General features: G+C 45.4%; 18 protein-coding genes. 3 read left to right on the top strand and 15 right to left on the bottom strand.

All coding sequences use genetic code 11. From position 1 onward, the window contains the following. Positions 1-90 precede the first annotated feature (90 nt). Positions 91-342, top strand: a complete 252-nt coding sequence (locus BIW15_RS10575) for a YgjV family protein (RefSeq protein ID WP_005454365.1) — start codon at positions 91-93, stop codon at positions 340-342. A 65-nt stretch (positions 343-407) separates the two neighbouring features. On the opposite strand, the gene BIW15_RS10570 is transcribed toward BIW15_RS10575, so the two are convergent. Further along, positions 408-689 (bottom strand): DUF2218 domain-containing protein, encoded by a 282-nt coding sequence (locus BIW15_RS10570; RefSeq protein ID WP_005482124.1) that lies wholly within the window; start codon positions 687-689, stop codon positions 408-410. 59 nt (positions 690-748) lie between these two features. After that, the gene (locus BIW15_RS10565; protein WP_029823029.1) at positions 749-2,755 is read right to left on the bottom strand and encodes a TonB-dependent siderophore receptor; all 2,007 of its coding nucleotides are present in this window, start codon (positions 2,753-2,755) and stop codon (positions 749-751) included. A 116-nt stretch (positions 2,756-2,871) separates the two neighbouring features. Here BIW15_RS10565 and BIW15_RS10560 point away from each other — a divergent pair, with 116 nt between their 5' ends. Both BIW15_RS10560 and cueR read left to right on the top strand, forming a co-directional pair. Next, positions 2,872-3,858, top strand: a complete 987-nt coding sequence (locus BIW15_RS10560; RefSeq protein WP_179115266.1) for a helix-turn-helix domain-containing protein — start codon at positions 2,872-2,874, stop codon at positions 3,856-3,858. A 207-nt stretch (positions 3,859-4,065) separates the two neighbouring features. Continuing rightward, entirely contained in the window at positions 4,066-4,452 is a 387-nt protein-coding gene (gene cueR, locus BIW15_RS10550) for a Cu(I)-responsive transcriptional regulator (RefSeq protein WP_005486235.1), read from the top strand. A gap of 47 nt (positions 4,453-4,499) precedes the next feature. Here the strand turns inward: cueR and vctC are convergent, their stop codons facing one another. The 13 genes from vctC to rbsA all read right to left on the bottom strand — a co-directional run bounded on the left by vctC (position 4,500) and on the right by rbsA (position 16,760). Continuing rightward, on the bottom strand, positions 4,500-5,255 hold the full coding sequence (gene vctC, locus BIW15_RS10545) for an iron chelate ABC transporter ATP-binding protein VctC (protein WP_025623710.1): 756 nt from the start codon (positions 5,253-5,255) through the stop codon (positions 4,500-4,502). A gap of 2 nt (positions 5,256-5,257) precedes the next feature. Continuing rightward, positions 5,258-6,208, bottom strand: coding sequence for an iron chelate uptake ABC transporter permease subunit VctG (vctG, locus tag BIW15_RS10540; protein ID WP_077280972.1), 951 nt, complete (start codon positions 6,206-6,208; stop codon positions 5,258-5,260). Then, on the bottom strand, positions 6,201-7,136 hold the full coding sequence (vctD, locus tag BIW15_RS10535; RefSeq protein WP_005482134.1) for an iron chelate uptake ABC transporter permease subunit VctD: 936 nt from the start codon (positions 7,134-7,136) through the stop codon (positions 6,201-6,203). Before vctD ends, vctG begins: the two co-directional genes overlap by 8 nt. 22 nt (positions 7,137-7,158) lie before the next feature. Further along, positions 7,159-8,067 carry a siderophore ABC transporter substrate-binding protein gene (locus BIW15_RS10530; protein WP_021485291.1) on the bottom strand — a complete coding sequence of 303 codons (909 nt, stop codon included), beginning with the start codon at positions 8,065-8,067 and terminating at the stop codon, positions 7,159-7,161. 163 nt (positions 8,068-8,230) lie between these two features. After that, positions 8,231-8,911 carry a Crp/Fnr family transcriptional regulator gene (locus BIW15_RS10525; RefSeq protein WP_053313735.1) on the bottom strand — a complete coding sequence of 227 codons (681 nt, stop codon included), beginning with the start codon at positions 8,909-8,911 and terminating at the stop codon, positions 8,231-8,233. Positions 8,912-9,113: 202 nt separating this feature from the next. Next, positions 9,114-9,845, bottom strand: a complete 732-nt coding sequence (locus BIW15_RS10520) for a nucleoside phosphorylase (RefSeq protein WP_077280971.1) — start codon at positions 9,843-9,845, stop codon at positions 9,114-9,116. A gap of 11 nt (positions 9,846-9,856) precedes the next feature. Then, positions 9,857-10,588: a nicotinamide riboside transporter PnuC gene (gene pnuC, locus BIW15_RS10515; protein ID WP_023584864.1), complete on the bottom strand. Its 732-nt coding sequence runs from the start codon at positions 10,586-10,588 to the stop codon at positions 9,857-9,859. 160 nt (positions 10,589-10,748) lie between these two features. Next, positions 10,749-10,967, bottom strand: coding sequence for a hypothetical protein (locus tag BIW15_RS10510; protein WP_021485268.1), 219 nt, complete (start codon positions 10,965-10,967; stop codon positions 10,749-10,751). 152 nt (positions 10,968-11,119) lie between these two features. Further along, on the bottom strand, positions 11,120-12,130 hold the full coding sequence (locus tag BIW15_RS10505) for a substrate-binding domain-containing protein (RefSeq protein ID WP_021485288.1): 1,011 nt from the start codon (positions 12,128-12,130) through the stop codon (positions 11,120-11,122). Between the two features lie 34 nt (positions 12,131-12,164). Next, positions 12,165-13,082 carry a ribokinase gene (gene rbsK / locus BIW15_RS10500; protein ID WP_069547320.1) on the bottom strand — a complete coding sequence of 306 codons (918 nt, stop codon included), beginning with the start codon at positions 13,080-13,082 and terminating at the stop codon, positions 12,165-12,167. Positions 13,083-13,310: 228 nt separating this feature from the next. Next, positions 13,311-14,189: a ribose ABC transporter substrate-binding protein RbsB gene (gene rbsB / locus BIW15_RS10495; RefSeq protein ID WP_005463703.1), complete on the bottom strand. Its 879-nt coding sequence runs from the start codon at positions 14,187-14,189 to the stop codon at positions 13,311-13,313. An 85-nt stretch (positions 14,190-14,274) separates the two neighbouring features. After that, positions 14,275-15,258, bottom strand: a complete 984-nt coding sequence (gene rbsC, locus BIW15_RS10490; protein WP_005463702.1) for a ribose ABC transporter permease — start codon at positions 15,256-15,258, stop codon at positions 14,275-14,277. Further along, positions 15,255-16,760 carry a ribose ABC transporter ATP-binding protein RbsA gene (gene rbsA / locus BIW15_RS10485; RefSeq protein ID WP_021449517.1) on the bottom strand — a complete coding sequence of 502 codons (1,506 nt, stop codon included), beginning with the start codon at positions 16,758-16,760 and terminating at the stop codon, positions 15,255-15,257. Before rbsA ends, rbsC begins: the two co-directional genes overlap by 4 nt. Between the last annotated feature and the right edge of the window lie 21 nt (positions 16,761-16,781).

Below are 16,781 nucleotides of genomic sequence, written 5' to 3'. Positions count from 1 at the left end.
AGACCATTCGAGGCATGGAGCTTCCTCGCTAATCTCAAGATGAGAAGAATTGGTACCGACAAATTCGGCAGATTTAAAGAGGGTCAAATAATGGAAATGAATATGGTTGAGATTTTAGGCTACGCAGCTTCAATCATGGTCGCAATTTCGCTAACTATGAAAGATATTGTTAAGCTTCGTATCCTTAACTTTATCGGCTGTGCACTGTTCACTGCTTACGGACTGATGATTGATTCGTGGCCAGTAGTGCTAACAAACGGCTTTATTGCATGTGTTAACGTGTACTTCCTAGCTAAAATGCAGCAGGAAAAAAAAAGCCTAGAGCCTGAAAAAGCCCAATAAAACTCGTATTTTGAAAGGCCCGCAAGTCATACACTGCGGGCTTTTTTATTGTCTAAAATTCGTTTTTATCGAATCCAATCAAGCTCGAGCGTCTCTCTACGTGAAAACATTTCGACATGCGATTCGATAATGCCCTTCACTTGCTCCAACTGCTTTTCAGAATCCGCTTCACACGCAATAATGAGACAGAGCCCATTTAAACTGAATTCTGCCTTTCCAGCAGGGAATGTTACCAAGCCACTTTGTTCATCCCACGTTGCAGGCACTTTACGTGCGAAATGTCGGCATAGCGTCACTAAGTATTTGCTCGCGTGTTCACTTTCAATCTGGGTCGTTTCTTTGATCATATTGTCACTTTGCTTATTCGTGTAAAAAGGCCCTCTTTCGAGAGCCTTATGAATAGGTTTTAGAATTGGTAAGCCGCTGAAAGCTTGAAGTTGCGACCTGGTTCGTAATCATCTAGCGTGAAGCCGCGTACCGTGCCCGAACGTGACGCATGTGATGTGTAAACCTCATCGAAGATATTATCGATACCGAACGTTACCGATAAGCCATCAACGTTTGACGGCACCCACTGAGCGTACAGATTATGCACATCGTAGCTATCTTTAGCAGGCTGGCCATCAAACACATTGTCTTCTTCAAGTACAAACATGGATGTCCAACCAAAGATGGTTTCTAGCGAATCAGATTGGTAATCCAGCGTTAAAGCAATGCTGTCACCCATGTCGATACTGCGACCATTTCCACCTGCAACTGGGCCGCCAGTGTTCTTGTTTTTGGTATCAGACTGCGAGTAAGAAAGCTTACTGTTGAATTTGTCATACCCGTAGGACGCACTGGCTTCAAAGCCTTTGATCTCAACGTCACCGATGTTGTAAATCAGGTAGGTTTGAGTCGCATCTTGGTATTTATCAGCAATGTAATCATCAATATTTGTTTGGAAAACCGTCACATTGGCTCCGAAGAAGTGTTTATCCAACGTCTTGTTGAAACGCAGACCACCTTGGGTGTTTTGGCCCGTTTCCGCCTTCATGCCTTCATCGAGGTACGCAACGTCTTGATACGCGATGAACGTTTCCATCAACTCTGGACCTTTAAACAGTGAACGCGAGCTCGCAAACAGTGTCCAGTCTTGTGTCACCGCCCACTCTGCAGCCAATGCCCAAGTCACGTCATCAAAATTGCTTGTGCCTGTTTCCGCTTTACGTTTGTAATCATCAAAACGCAGACCCGCAGTAATAAAGAAGGCATCCGAAAAGAAGAACTGATCTTCAACAAACAGCGCCGTTGAAACAGCCGATTCATCCATAAACTTGCTACTGCCGTAGTAACTAGATGACGTCTTATCCATGTAGTCAAAGCCATAAGTCACTCGGTTATCAAACTGAGCGAGAGCAAAATCCGATTGGAATTTCGCATTTAAGCCGAGGTTTTGGTTCTTAGCCGTGTTCTTTGACAAGCGGTTCGAAGGCCAACGCGGTGCCATAACCGTTTCATCACGTTTGATTTCGGTTTCGGTGTTGTAAAGCGTCACGTTACCTTGGTGCTGCTCCCCTCTTAGCTCGTAACTGAGCGTGACGGTATCGCGATCGTAATCCGTTGGGATCAGCAACTTGCTCGACAAGCCATTGTTTGCACTACCTGCCATATCAGGGCGAGGACTGTAATCGCCGCTGTCACGGTACATATCGTAGGAAAGTTCGAAGCGGTGAATGTCATTAAACTCGTAACCAAGCTTCGCAAGAATGTTGTAAACGTCCCCTGCCGAGCCGAACGTCTTGTCGCCGTTTCCATCTTTGAAATCGTCACGCGTCACATAGTGGCCATAAACCATTGCATCTATGTTTTCTGACAGCAAACCGTATAACGTTAATGAGCCTTGTTGATTGTCGTTAGATGCAAAACCACCGTATACACGCGCGCCAAAAGTTTCATCGTAACGAAGCAAATCACGTGCGTCTTTGGTTTCAAAATACACCGAACCACCCAACCCATTTTGCGTCACTGAGTTGTTACCCACTTGAATATCTGCCGACTTAAGAATATCGGGGTTCAGCGTTAAGTTACCGATGTGGTGGAACATACTCGCGTGTTGTGACGCGCCATCCAGACGGATATCCAAGTCAGTCTCACCCAAGCCGCGAATCGTGATGCGCTGGTTGACTGAGTGAGTGCCACCCACATCAACGCCCGGAATATCACGCAGTAGATCCGACATATGATCGGCCTGCTTTAATGACATATCGTCCGCGAACATCGATTCGGTATTGCTGGAAACTTTCGTTCCCCATACCACGACTTCTTCGAAATGAGAGTCAGGTTCTTGAGCTAAAACGGGATTTGCCAATGCCATTCCCACTGCAAGGCAAAGGCTTGAAAGCTTGATTGATGAGCAAGCTGGGCTTTCCATAAGTACATTCCTAAATATTAATGATAATAATTCTCAGGTATAATAAGCAGGTGTTTTATAAATACAAAGGCGATTCAGTTATGCGAAATCGCACAAGTGTTATGAGGAAACGTCAAATGCAGGAAGTCACCGCCAAACGAACTAAACTTGGCAAAATAGCTATGACCCAAAAACTGGAAGCCACGGAAAAGCAGTTAATTGTGACGCAAGGGCAACCATGCCAGACCCAACTGGCTGAAGGGAAGTTTTTGTCTTATCAGTACAATGACCAGATTTTTGTGCATGGTGGGCGCTGCATTGAATTGGTTGACTCCAATATCGTCTCTACCGCGCACACTTCGTTGTTGATAACCATTCTTCTCGAAGGAAAACTCTCTTTCGGTTACGACGATTTACAGTTCGATCTCGATGCCAGTGATACACCTCAAGGCGTGGTGGTGAATCTCATTCATCCTGCTAACTTTCGTCGTTCGCTTATTGAAAACAATCAGATCAACAAGATTAATATTCTTGTAAAGCCGCAATGGTTAGAGTCCCGTACGGAAGAGTCGTGTTGCAGTACTGCCTTCTTTGAAACGCACCAAGCCTTTTACCACCTAGAGCTTAATCAGGCGTTAACTATTCTTGCCACCGAACTCACCAACCGGGATACACCGCATCGTTTCCAAGACAAGCTCGAAATCGAAAGTTTGATTTATCAAATTCTGTTTCACGCAACACAACAAATGCCACAGGATTTTTGCCCTCAAAACACCAACAGTTACCGAGATAAAATCACCGAACGTCATAGTGATTCACGCGTGGAAAACATTGTCAGCTATATCGAAACGCACCTTGGACAAGAGTTGAGCCTCGAACACATTGCAGAGGTATTCTCGATGAGTGTGTCTAACCTACAACGCCGCTTTAAACAGTCACTCAATATGACGGTGAATGGTTATATCCGTTATCGTCGTCTTGAGATCGCAAGAGTACATTTGGAGCGTGGTTTAGTGTCGATTACTGAAGCCGCGTACGAAGCGGGCTATCACCATCCTTCTAATTTCACTAATGCGTTTAAAAAAGTGTTCGGTGTGCCGCCCCATGAGATCGTAAAAGAGTGACGGGAACGCTCAACAATGCGTCTATCCAACCTACTTACGCACTTTTGGGGTATATATCGTCAACGACATGGGTATATACTCGCGTTAAACATCAAGCCAATGCCATCGGGTTGCAAATCAAACGCTGCGTAAAAACAATATGTTTAACGCGCTGATACACAACGACAATTAACGGCATCGGCGTTATCTCGAATGTGGAGGTTAAACATGAATATTGGCGCTGTCGCGAAGCTAACTGGACTGTCATCAAAGTCGATTCGTTTGTATGAAGACAAAGGGATCATCTCTCCACCAGCACGCAGTGATTCTGGCTATCGCGAGTATTCGGATAATCATATTCAAGAACTTAACTTAGTTTCACGAGCAAAAAACGCAGGATTTTCACTTCAAGAATGTAAAGAATTCGTCCAGCTTGCGCATAATCCAAACCGTAAAAGCAGCGAAGTGAAAGAAAGAACGATGGATAAACTGCGCGAAGTAGAAGAGAAAATTGCTCACCTGATGGAAATTAAAAAACAGTTGGAAGGTTGGGTATCGGCTTGTCCTGGCGATGCAAAAAGTCGCTGTCCAATCATAGACGAGCTCACTAAGTAAGCTCGCCTATCTATTGCAGTTCGTTAAAGGCAACAAGTTGGTTCAGATTAATGGTAAGTGCACATGCGTTTGCCATTTAACTCAATGATGTTAAATGGTGTTTCGTAGATGTCTTCCAATGTTGTTGCCTTAATCACCTCTTCAACCGCGCCACTTGCCACCACTTTGCCTTGTTTAAGCGCCAGAATGACATCGGAATAGCACGCCGCGAAGTTGATATCGTGAATCACAACCACCATTGCTTTGTTCATGTCATGAGCAAGCCTTTGAATCACCTTCATGATCTGCAATGAGTGCTTGATATCCAAGTTGTTCAGCGGTTCATCTAAGAAAACGTAGTCCGTATCCTGAGCAATCACCATGGCGATAAACGCCAACTGACGCTGACCGCCACTTAACTCATCCAAGTATTTATCTTGAATATCTTGAAGGTCTAAATAGTTAATGGCTTGTGCAATAACCGCATGATCGTCTTTGGTGAGATTGCCTTTTGAATAAGGAAACCGACCAAAAGAAACCAGCTCTTTCACGGTAAATCGCATCGTGATTGAGTTCGCTTGGCGCAACACAGCAAGCTTTTTCGCCAGCTCTTTGGTATCCCACTCAGCGATCTCTTTACAGTCGATGATGACGCTACCACCGTCTCGCTCTGTTAGGCGAGAAGCCATGGAAAGTAAGGTACTCTTGCCTGCTCCATTTGGGCCAATGATCGACGTGACTTTGCCTTTTTCGAACTGAGTATCCGCGCTATCAACGACTTTACTCGAACCAAATGCTTTGGTTAGTTTCTCTATGACTATCATGTTTATACGACTTTGTTTTTCAACAGCAGATACAAGAAATAAATGCCGCCAAGGAAGTTTATGACCACGCTTAGCGTTGTCTCAAAATTAAATACGTTTTCAATGACCCACTGCCCTGAAAGCAAGGAGCTAATGGCCAACAGCGAACAGCCTATCAACAATGTTTTATGTTGATAGGAATGAAACATCTCGCGGCTCAAGTTGGTCACAAGCAAACCAAAGAACATAATTGGGCCAACCAAAGCGGTAGAAATTGCAATCAAAACCGCAGAAAGGATGAAGACGTTGCGCGTCACTTTCGGCACATCAACACCCAAGCTTTTCGCGTTGTCTTGATCTAACCAGAACACATCCAATGTGCGATGCATACGAAACAGCAACCAGCAAGCCAATATCAACATAGGCGCACTGAAGTACACGAGATTAACCTTTACGTTGTTAAAGCTTGCATACAGTTTGGACTGCACGAAAGCGAACGTATTGGGATCCATCAATAGCGAGAAGAAAGACGCAATGTTAGAAAAGAGCTGCCCAAATATCAAACCGACCAGCAATAAGGTGATCAAATTTCGGCTGCCTTTGGAGAAATAGAAACCAAACAAAAGCAGTGAAAACGCCACCATGATGCATGCCGCGATGGTGAAGTTGACGTAGATATTCAACACTAATGTGCTCAACCCACCAAACAACAATACGATCAACACTTGCGTTAACACGTACAAAGCATCAAAGCCCATAATGCTTGGCGTCAATATCCGGTTATGCGTAATGGTTTGAAACACCATAGATGACTGAGCAATCGCCACGCCAGCTAATACAATCGCCAACACTTTGGGTACGCGTCGCGAAAGAAAGTACTGGTAGTTGTCTGCGTTCAAGCCAATGCCGATAAACAAAAAGGCAAACACCAGAGCGATAACACCAAGCAAAACGATTTTGGTTGAATCACGCATGCTGCTTACCTCTTAGCAACATCGCAATGAATACCACGCCACCTAAAATGCTGATCACAATGGAAATTGGCATTTCATGAGGGAAGATGATCAAACGACTCACTAAATCACAGCCGAGAACCAATATGGCACCATACATGGCGGTTAAAGGAATGTTCTTCTTCAGGTTATCACCGTAAAAATGACTGACGAGGTTCGGCACAATAAGGCCAAGAAACGGCAGCTGACCAACTATCATCACCACACTTGCGGACATGATGGACACCAACAGCACGCCAATAGTAACCACTTGCTGATAGTTCAAACCCAAGTTCACGGCAAAGTCTTTACCAATACCGACCGCAGAGATTCTTGCGGCAAACAAGTAACTGAGAATCACCATCGGAACCGCAATGTAAAGCAGTTCAAAATCCCCCCGCAAAATGTTGGCGAAGTTCGCGACCGACCAAGCACTCAAGCTTTGGAGCGCATCGTACTTGTAGGCGATGAACGTGGTCATCGATTCAATAACGTTACCGAAAATGATCCCGACGAGCGGTACAAACACCACACTTTTGAATTGGATACGTTGGATGAAATGCACAAACGTAAGCGTTCCGAGCACGGAGATACCAAACACCAACCAAAGATGATCACCATCGCCAAAGAACACCACGCTCATTACGTAGCCCAACATAGCACACTCAATTGTTCCCGTTGTCGAAGGCGCGGCAAAACGGTTTTGGCTGATCTGCTGCATCACAAGACCAGCGATACTCAGCCCTGCCCCAGCAAGCAAAATCGCGAACAAACGAGGAATACGGCTAGTGAAAAAAAGCTCTAACGCTTTTGCATCGCCAGAAAACAATTGTTGGGGCGTCATATCTGCCACCCCAACAAACAACGAAACCGTGCTTAAAACCACAAGGGTTAGCAATAACTTTTTCAAAGTTAACCTCTGCTAGCCGGGCTTAAAGATCGACGGTGTTTTTGATCTCGTTGACCATTTTTTCTGTCGCAGTCACGCCTGACATAGCCAAGTACCAAGCATCAACATCCAAGAACGTAATTTTTTGGTTCTTGTATGCCGTCGTCGCTTTCACCAAATCATTGTCCATCGATTTACGAAGGTCTTGGCTTGGCTTCGCATGCAGCGAGTTACGGTCGATAACCAAAATGTTTTTCGGATCAGCTTCGCGGATAAACTCGTAAGAAATCACGTCACCGTGTGTACCAGTCTTGATGTTTTTTACCGTTTCAATGAAACCAAAGTCATTGTAAATCGCACCGAAGCGGGACTTCGCACCAAAGGCACTGATGTTGTCACCGATGCTCAAAATCGTTAGTGCATCGTTATTGTTCGTTTGGTTGTAGTCGCGAATCGCTTTAAATTGAGCATCCAATGTTTCAATCTTTTGCTCGACTTTGTCTTCAATGTTGAAGATTTTGCCAATGTTACGCCATTGAGCCTGCGTGCCTTCCCAGTAGCCTTCACCTTCTTTAGCTGCAAACACAACCGTTGGGGCAATTTCACTTAGCTCTTCATATTTCGCGGAGCCACGCGGGCCAACCAAGATCAGATCTGGTTTTTGCATATAAATAGCTTCGAAGTCAGGCTCAAACAAACTGCCTGCTGATGTGTAATTCTCTTTGCTGTACTTAGAAAGATAGCTCGGAAGATGAGATGCGTTTGACACAGCTACAGGGTCAATCCCGAAGTTATCCAAAGTATCTAAAGGACCAAAACCAATCACAACCACGCGCTTAGGTGATTGTTCTAGCTCGGTTTTTCCCATGTAATGGTCAATAACAACGTTAGCAGCAAAAGATGGAGAAATGGTTAGCAGCGAGAAAACAGCCGCACTGACGAGTTTTTTCATTTTGTTGAGCCTTAATGAGATCTATTATCATGCGCGTTCGCAATATAGCGTTACTCTCAAATGCATTCAACAAGATTTATACGACTTTACATTCATTACAGTGATTTTAGATTAAACCATTTCAAGCACTTATGAATGGCAACCATTGCAATCCCGAATTGAATTATTCGTGCGAATCAATGAACGCTTTTAACGCCATTTCATCAAGGATCACTAAGCCATTGTCGGTTTTTGCAATAAGACCTTTATCGATAAGATCTTTGACCGCACGTCGATAAACACGGCCTGACGTGCCAAATCGTTCCGCCTCTTGGTTTACTTTGTCAAAGCCACCAAGCAGAGTATCCGTCTGGTTACGGACGAAAAGATCATAAGCAATATTGTAAGTGATGGGATGCAGCAAACGGTTAGTATAGATATCCATTGAGTCCTGATAGTCTTCTGCCAGTGCTGAGGCAAAAAACACCATCATCTCAGGGTGCTGCTGTAGTACTTCGGTCAGTTTTTGAATGCAAATGACATCGACTTGCATGTGCTCATCAGCCACCACATTCCACTGGCAAGGGGTTTGAGTAAAGTACTCCATTTCGCCATAAATGTGGTAATCGCAGTTCGCCTCCCCTAGTTGGAAACGTCGCCCATTGGCGGCCAAAATGCTCATAGAAACACGTCCAACAGGCACGATATACAGGTACTGAAGTTGCTCGCCTTGGCGCAAAATGGCTTCGCCTGCATCAAAATAACGAGTGTTTACTTGGCACTGATAGATGAGATCACGAAACGCGGCACTTTTCTGTTCTAGATAGTTTTTGAAGCGACCAGTCGGATAAGGGCTGATTTTCATGCGTTTTTCTCTGCGCTAGGAAGGATGCGAATCCGGACAAATGAGCAACTCAAAGACTAAGCCAGTTTGCTTATTCATCCAGACAATTACTATTGATAACAATCTCAGATGGATTGTACCCCTTCCATTAAGACGATGAAACCAAATAAAAAAAGCGACAACCATGTGCCGCTTTTGATATTAATCTTAGAAAGAGATGACGCTATGCTTGGGCAATCAACGCTTCTAAAGCCGTGAAAGATGCAAGCTTTTCACCTTCCATCATCACTTTAGCTTCATCTACGTACTGACCTACCCCTTCCTTCACATCTTGTTGGTAGAGTACGACATTGTTTAAAATCGAAGCCACATGAAGGCCTCGTAATCGACCGACCGTAAACAGCGCCGAAGTTTCCATGTCTGCACCTAGAATACCTTTCTTGTTCCAGTACTGACAAATGGCCTCTTCGTCATCGGTGTAGAAACTGTCGTGAGAACGTACTACGCCGAAATGATATGGCGTCGTTTGCGTTGACAAATAACGCTCGACTTCTTTCAGTAGAGTAAAGCTTGCGTACGCAGGGTAAGCAGAATCGACGTACGATTTGGAGCCACCTTCGTCTCTTATTGCACCTTCAGCAACAATCAATTCTCCAAGCTGAATCTGCGATTGCATAGCACCCGCAGATCCAACACGTACCACATGAGTTACGCCGCACTGTTTGAGCTCTTCTACCGCAATGATCATCGATGGCGCGCCGATGCCTGTGCTGCATACAGAAACAGCCTGACCTTTGTAGTTGCCGGTAAACACGCGGTACTCACGGTTTTCCGACACCATTTCTGCATCATCAAATAATGCCGCGATACGATTCGCTCGATCTGGCTCGCCACATACAATAACAAGAGGAGCGACTTGTGTTTCATCAACACCGATATGAGGTTGTTTAGCCATTTGCTTGTTCCTTACGCTGCTGCTTGAGCTAAGGTTTTATCGCCATTGCGCTTGGCACTACGAGCCCACTCACGCGTACCATTGGCAGCAATGAACATAAGAATCGCGTACTGAACAGACATTGCGTAAACACCTTGCGTCGCGTAGATACCCACACTGATGATGTTAATCACAACCCATAGAATCCAGTTTTCGACGTATTTACGTGTCATCAGAATTTGTGCAACAACAGAAAGTACCGTCATGGTTGCATCCCAGAACGGGAACGCATCAGGCTCAAGTACTGGCTCAGACAGGCCTGCACCGAAAATGTTTAGGCTATCAACAGCTATGTTTGCCAGCGCGAAGAAGAATGGGTCAATGTAGATGGTCAACAATGCAATCGAGACCACACAAACAACCGCAGTCGCCATCAGCTTTTGCTTGCTAAGCCAACGAACTTCCAACGTTTCACCTTGTGCATTTGGTCGAGTCCATGCGTACCAACCGTAAATGTTGGCGCAGAAGAAAAACAGTTGAAGAAGTAGCAACCCGTACAACTGAATTTGGAAAAAGATAACAGCAAAAAGCGTGACATTCAGTAAGCCGAATACGTAGTTGACGGTCTTCTCTTGGCTCGCAAACCAAATGCAAAGCAGACCAAAGACGGTTCCGAATGCTTCGATCCAGCTCATTGCGTAGCCGTCTCCAATCGGAATGGTAACGAGGGTATTGTTGATATCGAGTAAGGCGAATAGGTCCATGGTGATGTCCTTTATTATTTTGTTTGGAATACGCCCATATTAGGGTGCAGCAACAAACAAAAAGGAGGACATTTGTCCTCCTCTTGATGCACTCGATCATAAATCAGATCATTACTTGCTTGAAAGCGCCTATTTATATCAACCATTCATTCTAAATGAACTAGGACTCGAGTCCTAAGTAGCGCTTTTTGAAAGCGGAAGCTGACGCAAATAGCACCGATGCCAATAGCGTAACAACAAAGCCAATCACGTATTCAAAAGCTTCATTCACTAATAGCTGGTAACAGCTCACGAGAAAAGTGATCACTACTGCGAGAACATTCGCTCGGTGAAACCAAGGATGTTTGACCGAGAACTTCGCATAACCTTTTGATAACATTTAACTAATCCGCTAGACAACAATTAACATTTTTATTTATAAGCAACGATGATAATAAGCTTTTATCGTTTCAAGAGAAATGTCTTTTTTAATTTTCTAGCTCAATATCACACGTAATTTGTGGTTATGTGATATCCGTTTGCACAATGAGTTCAACAATTTAGCAATTTCACACTATTGCGTACAACCAATGTTGGTTCCAGTTGAACGACTTGAGCTTCGTTAGATTTGTCGTCCAGTCTTCGGACAAGAGTTTCGACGGCGGCTTGGCCGAGTCGATATTTGGGTTGGTGGATGGTCGTTAAGGAAGGCGACATAAATTTCGCGATATGAATGTCATCGTAGCCAATAATGGAAAGATCATCTGGCACTTTAATACCGAGCTCATTTGCGGCGTTAATCACACCCATCGCCATCATATCGTTAGAGACAAAAATCGAGCTGGGTAACGTACCTCGTTCAGCCATTTTCTTGAACGCTTGATACCCACCCTCACATTCGAAGTCCGATTCAATGATCCAATTGGCATTAAATTCCAAGCCAGCTTCGTTCATTGCTCGCTTATAACCTTCGTATCGCATTTGCGCTTGGTGTTTAATCAAAGGGCCAGTGATACATCCGATTTCAGTGTGACCGCAATCAATCAAGTATTTTGCCGCTAAGTAACCGCCACGAAGTGAGTTATCTTGAATTTTATCGCTTGTAAACAGCATCGGCCCCCAGTCCATCACCACGACAGGAATATCCGGATAACGCTCAAATACATCGATACGCTCCCCTTCTAACGACGAGCACATCAAGATCAAACCATCGACACGCTTTTGCAAAAGCGTATTAATGGACTGGCGCATGCGTTCGTTGTCGCCTTCGGTGTTACATAGAATGAGACTATAACCTTTGTGGTAACAGCTGCGTTCCACGCCTTTTACGACCTCGCCAAAGAATGGGTTGGTAGAGGTTGTCACTAGCATACCAATGGTTTTGGTACGATTGACTTTAAGGCTACGCGCCAAAGCAGATGGCGCGTAGTAGTTGAGTTCTTTGGCTGCATTGTTAACACGTTCAGAGATTTCTTCGCTCACAAAACGCGTCTTGTTAATAACATGGCTCACTGTTGAAGTGGAAACCCCTGCCAGTTTTGCGATGTCTTTCATCGTCGCCATGTTATTACTCCTATTTTAAAAGGCCTTGTGCGCTTTATTGTTCAGCGAGAAACGCGTCCACCTCTTCGCGAGTTGGGATCGACGTTTGCGCGCCAAAGCGGGTCACAGAAATTGCAGCCGCCGCATGTGCAAACTTAATCGCTGATTCTAAAGGTAAATCTTCTAAGAGACCAGTGACGAATGCCCCATTAAACGTATCACCTGCCGCAGTGGTATCGGTCGCTTCAACGCGGAAACCCGAGATGATTTCACCTCGACCATTTTGGCTCAACCAAACACCTTTTGCACCGAGAGTGATCATGACAATTTCAATACCTTTACCATGTAGCACATTCGCCGCTTCTTGCGCGCTTTCGTTGTCTGTTACAGTAACACCTGTCAGCACTTCAGCTTCCGTTTCATTTGGCGTGATCACGTCAATACAAGCAAGCAGTTCATCTGACAATTCGCGAGCTGGAGCTGGGTTTAAAATTACGTTGGTTTTTGCATCTTTTGCCACACGCGCGGCTTTCTCAATGCCGCACATCGGCGTTTCCAATTGCATTAGCAAGTAATCCGCTTGGCGAATACGCTCTAAATCTGGCTCAATCGCTTCTGCTGTCAGTTTGGCGTTCGCTTCTGCTGATATACAAATGCTGTTTTCACCACTGTCCGACACTTGAATCATCGCGATGCCTGTCGGGCAGTTTGGTTGCATCTTAACACCAGTGATATCGATGCCGTCCATTTTGAAGTTTTCACGAATGTTGATGCCGAAAGAGTCATCGCCTACACAAGCAATAAAACCAATGTCTGCATTTAATCGCGCCGCCGCGACGGCTTGGTTGGCACCTTTGCCACCTGGGATAACTTGATAGTTGCGACCATGCAGCGTCTCGCCAGGGCGAGGGAAAGAAGGCACTTGAAGAACATGGTCAGCGTTTACACTACCTAACACCACTAACTTATTCATACGGTTATCCTCGGTTCTGAATGAACCCTTTTTTGAAAAACTGTTTTTGGAAAATACTTAGATGACTTTAACTTCTCGTTTGAGTCGCCATAAAAAGTCAAAGGCATCTATACCCAAGCAACCTCAAGATGCATGGCTGCTTAGGTAAACCTTGCCCTCTCCCCCTAAACGACAGATGTAAACAGAGGAGAAAGCAAAGAAATTAGGACGCTTTAACGCACGTCAGGCTTATTTTGTTACCACTTTTAAAGGAACTGGGATGTACTCATCCACTTTCTCGCCTTTCAGTACTTTGTCAGCCGTTTCAACGCCTAACGCGCCGATAAGATCAGGTTGCTGCGCGATGGTCGCTGCTAGCTTGCCACGGTTAACCGCTGCGATACCGTCTTCTGTTCCGTCAAAACCAACGATCATGACGTTTTTACCAGACGCTTGAACCGCGCGTAGTGCACCTAGAGCCATCTCATCATTCTGCGCAAACACCGCTTGAACATCTGGGTTAGCAGCCAGTAGGTTTTCCATTACGTTTAGACCTTTCGTGCGGTCAAAGTCAGCTGGTTGGCTAGCCAGAAGCTCCATATCGCTACCCTTCACAGCGGTCATGAAGCCTTCGCCACGCTCACGAGCCGCAGACGTACCAGCAATACCTTCCAGCTGAATCACTTTTGCTTTCTCGCCGACTTTTTCCATGATGTAGTGGCCAGCCATCTCGCCGCCTACAACGTTGTCAGATGCGATGTGGCTCACTACTTCACCACGGCTTGCACCACGGTCTAGCGTTAACACAGGGATGTTAGAACGGTTTGCCATACGAATCGCGTTAGACACTGCGTCAGAATCCGTTGGGTTAATCAAAATCGCTTTTACACCGCGAATGGTTAGGTCTTCGATGTTTGACAGTTCTTTGCTCGGGTCATTTTGCGAGTCCAGTACAATCAAATCGTATCCCAGTTCTTTCGCTTTAGCTTCCGCACCATCTTTCATCGTTACGAAGAACGGGTTGTTTAGCGTCGAAACCACAATCGCCATCGTATCTTGGGCTTGCGCCGCTACTGATACAGTGGAAGAAAGAAGTGCAGCAGAGATAAGAGTTGCAAGTTTTTTCATCGTTCTAGTCCTTTGTGTAGGGTGAGCCAGCACACGCCTACTGGCTCGATTTGTATTCACATATTGATATGTAGATTGTTATGAATTACTTGTTTTTGTTGTCTACCAATACCGCCAGCAAGATAACCACTGCTTTTGCAATCATTTGGTAGTAAGAAGAAACGTCCAGTAGGTTAAGTGCATTGTTCAAGAAGCCGATGATCAGCGCACCAATCAATGTCCCCATGATACGGCCTTTACCGCCCATCAAGCTCGTACCGCCAAGTACCACAGCTGCAATCGCATCCAGTTCGTATCCCATACCCGCCGTTGGCTGAGCAGAAGACAGACGAGATGTCACGATGATGCCCGCAAGTGCAGCTAACATACCGCAGATGGCGTACACACCAATCTTCACTCGATCTACGTTAATACCAGACAGGCGAGTCGCAGACTCATTGCCGCCTAGTGCGTAAACATAGCGACCAAAGCGAGTGTGATTAAGTAGGTACCAAGCCGCTGCGAATACAACAACCATCAACCAAACTGGCACTGGAATACCTAACGCGTAGCCTGTACCAAACCATGCAAATGCGTCTGCCGTGTCAGTGAAGCCAGTAGAAATTGGTCGACCGTCGGTGTAAACCATGGTCACACCGCGCAGTAATGTCATGGTGACCAGCGTCGCGATGAAGGCTTGCACTTTGCCTTTAGCGATGATGATGCCACTGATTGCGCCCAGTGCCGCACCAGCTAATAGAGCCGTTGGAACCGCAATTAAAACTGGCACTTCCATCGCAATTAGGCTCGCGGCAAATGCACCACAAAGCGCAAGGACAGAGCCGACACTCAAGTCGATACCAGCAGTTAAGATAACCAGAGTCATACCTACGGCGATGATCGCGTTAACTGAGGTTTGACGAAGGATGTTAAGAATGTTGTCTACCGTAAAAAAGTTCGGGTTTAAAAAAGACACCACAACAATCAAAAATAACAGCGCAATCAGTGATTTTTGTTCAATCAACCACTCTTTAGTAAACAGCTTTTTGCTACTTGTTTCGGTCGGTTTGCTCATGGTATTGGTACTCATGCTGCTTCCTCATTGATCTTTTTGCCTACGGCACAGGCGAGTAATTTTTCTTGGTCGGCGTCTTTCGCATCAAATTCGCCAGTTATGCGACCTTCATGCATCACAAGAATGCGATCGCTCATGCCTAGCACTTCTGGCATCTCGGAAGAAACCAAGATGATACTCATGCCGTCGGCTTTAAATTTGTTGATGAGTTGGTAGATTTCTTTCTTAGCGCCAACGTCAACACCACGCGTTGGTTCATCCAAAATCAGAACTTTAGGCTTGGTCATCAACCCTTTCGCAATCGCCACTTTCTGTTGGTTACCACCAGAAAGGTTGCCAATAATTTGGTCGCGAGTTGGTGTTTTAATGTTGAATAACTTGATGAAATCTTCCACTGCGATGACTTCTTCGCCGTGCTGGATTTGTACGCCTTTGGTTAGCTTATCCAATGCACACAGAGACATGTTCTCTTTCACGGATAAACCCAGCACCAGACCATCCCCTTTGCGGTCTTCCGAGATGTAAGCGATGCCATTTGCCAAGCCATCTTGCGGGCTAACCGGGTTAATGGTTTTGTTATCGAGATTGATAACGCCATGCTCGCTTGGTAGCGCGCCGTAAATCACTTTCATTAACTCGGTACGGCCTGCGCCCATCAAACCAGAGATACCCAAAATCTCACCGCGTTTAAGCGTGAAGCTCACATCGTGAACGCCAGAGCCCGTCAAGCCAATCACTTCAAGGCATGTCTCGCCGTGCTTCACATCAATACGCGGGTATTGCTCTTCTAACTTACGGCCAACCATCATTTCGATTAGGCCGTCTTCATCCGTGTCTGCTACTCGGCATTCACCGATAAATTTACCGTCACGAAGCACGGTAATGTCGTCACAGATTTCAAAGATTTCTTTCAGGCGGTGTGAGATATATACAATGCCGCAGCCTTGCTCACGAAGCTCATTAATCACTTTGAACAGAGATTCGGTTTCTGTATCAGTAAGCGCATCGGTTGGTTCATCCATGATGATAACTTTCGATTCAAACGAGAGCGCTTTGGCAATTTCTACCATTTGTTGCTCACCCAAACTTAGATCACCAAGCAAGGTTTTCGAGCTGTGTTTCACGTTCAAACGTTGTAGAAGTCTGTCCGCTTCCGCGTACATTTTGCTCCACTGAATGCGCCCCATAGAACCGGTAAATTCACGACCGAGAAAAATGTTCTCAGCGATTGTCAGTTCAGGGATTAAGTTCAACTCTTGGTGAATAATGCTGATGCCCGCTTCTTGAGAATCTCGCGGACCTTTAAATGCAGCAGGTTGACCCTGATACTGAATGCTACCCGCATCCATATGGTAAATACCGGTCAGCACTTTCATCAAAGTTGACTTGCCTGCCCCATTTTCGCCCATGAGCGCCATAACACGACCTGGGTATACATTCAGGCTCGCTTTATCTAGCGCCTTTACACCTGGGAACGCTTTTTCGATTTCGCTCAGTTGTAGAATGGCTTGAGTCATAATCTGTCCTCAATTCTCAGG

The organism is Vibrio sp. SALL6 (genome assembly GCF_002002385.1).
GTDB lineage: Bacteria > Pseudomonadota > Gammaproteobacteria > Enterobacterales > Vibrionaceae > Vibrio > Vibrio parahaemolyticus.
Note: the sequence above shows the minus strand (reverse complement) of the source record. Positions and strands in the feature narration are given on the sequence as shown.

Bases quoted from the DNA above. Each gene is read 5' to 3' on its own strand.
- BIW15_RS10575 (WP_005454365.1), top strand. From the start codon at position 91: ATGGAAATGAATATGGTTGAGATTTTAGGCTACGCAGCTTCAATCATG.
- BIW15_RS10570 (WP_005482124.1), bottom strand. From the start codon at position 689: ATGATCAAAGAAACGACCCAGATTGAAAGTGAACACGCGAGCAAATAC.
- BIW15_RS10565 (WP_029823029.1), bottom strand. From the start codon at position 2,755: ATGGAAAGCCCAGCTTGCTCATCAATCAAGCTTTCAAGCCTTTGCCTT.
- BIW15_RS10560 (WP_179115266.1), top strand. From the start codon at position 2,872: ATGCAGGAAGTCACCGCCAAACGAACTAAACTTGGCAAAATAGCTATG.
- cueR (WP_005486235.1), top strand. From the start codon at position 4,066: ATGAATATTGGCGCTGTCGCGAAGCTAACTGGACTGTCATCAAAGTCG.
- vctC (WP_025623710.1), bottom strand. From the start codon at position 5,255: ATGATAGTCATAGAGAAACTAACCAAAGCATTTGGTTCGAGTAAAGTC.
- vctG (WP_077280972.1), bottom strand. From the start codon at position 6,208: ATGCGTGATTCAACCAAAATCGTTTTGCTTGGTGTTATCGCTCTGGTG.
- BIW15_RS10530 (WP_021485291.1), bottom strand. From the start codon at position 8,067: ATGAAAAAACTCGTCAGTGCGGCTGTTTTCTCGCTGCTAACCATTTCT.
- BIW15_RS10525 (WP_053313735.1), bottom strand. From the start codon at position 8,911: ATGAAAATCAGCCCTTATCCGACTGGTCGCTTCAAAAACTATCTAGAA.
- BIW15_RS10520 (WP_077280971.1), bottom strand. From the start codon at position 9,845: ATGGCTAAACAACCTCATATCGGTGTTGATGAAACACAAGTCGCTCCT.
- pnuC (WP_023584864.1), bottom strand. From the start codon at position 10,588: ATGGACCTATTCGCCTTACTCGATATCAACAATACCCTCGTTACCATT.
- BIW15_RS10510 (WP_021485268.1), bottom strand. From the start codon at position 10,967: ATGTTATCAAAAGGTTATGCGAAGTTCTCGGTCAAACATCCTTGGTTT.
- BIW15_RS10505 (WP_021485288.1), bottom strand. From the start codon at position 12,130: ATGGCGACGATGAAAGACATCGCAAAACTGGCAGGGGTTTCCACTTCA.
- rbsK (WP_069547320.1), bottom strand. From the start codon at position 13,082: ATGAATAAGTTAGTGGTGTTAGGTAGTGTAAACGCTGACCATGTTCTT.
- rbsB (WP_005463703.1), bottom strand. From the start codon at position 14,189: ATGAAAAAACTTGCAACTCTTATCTCTGCTGCACTTCTTTCTTCCACT.
- rbsC (WP_005463702.1), bottom strand. From the start codon at position 15,258: ATGAGTACCAATACCATGAGCAAACCGACCGAAACAAGTAGCAAAAAG.
- rbsA (WP_021449517.1), bottom strand. From the start codon at position 16,760: ATGACTCAAGCCATTCTACAACTGAGCGAAATCGAAAAAGCGTTCCCA.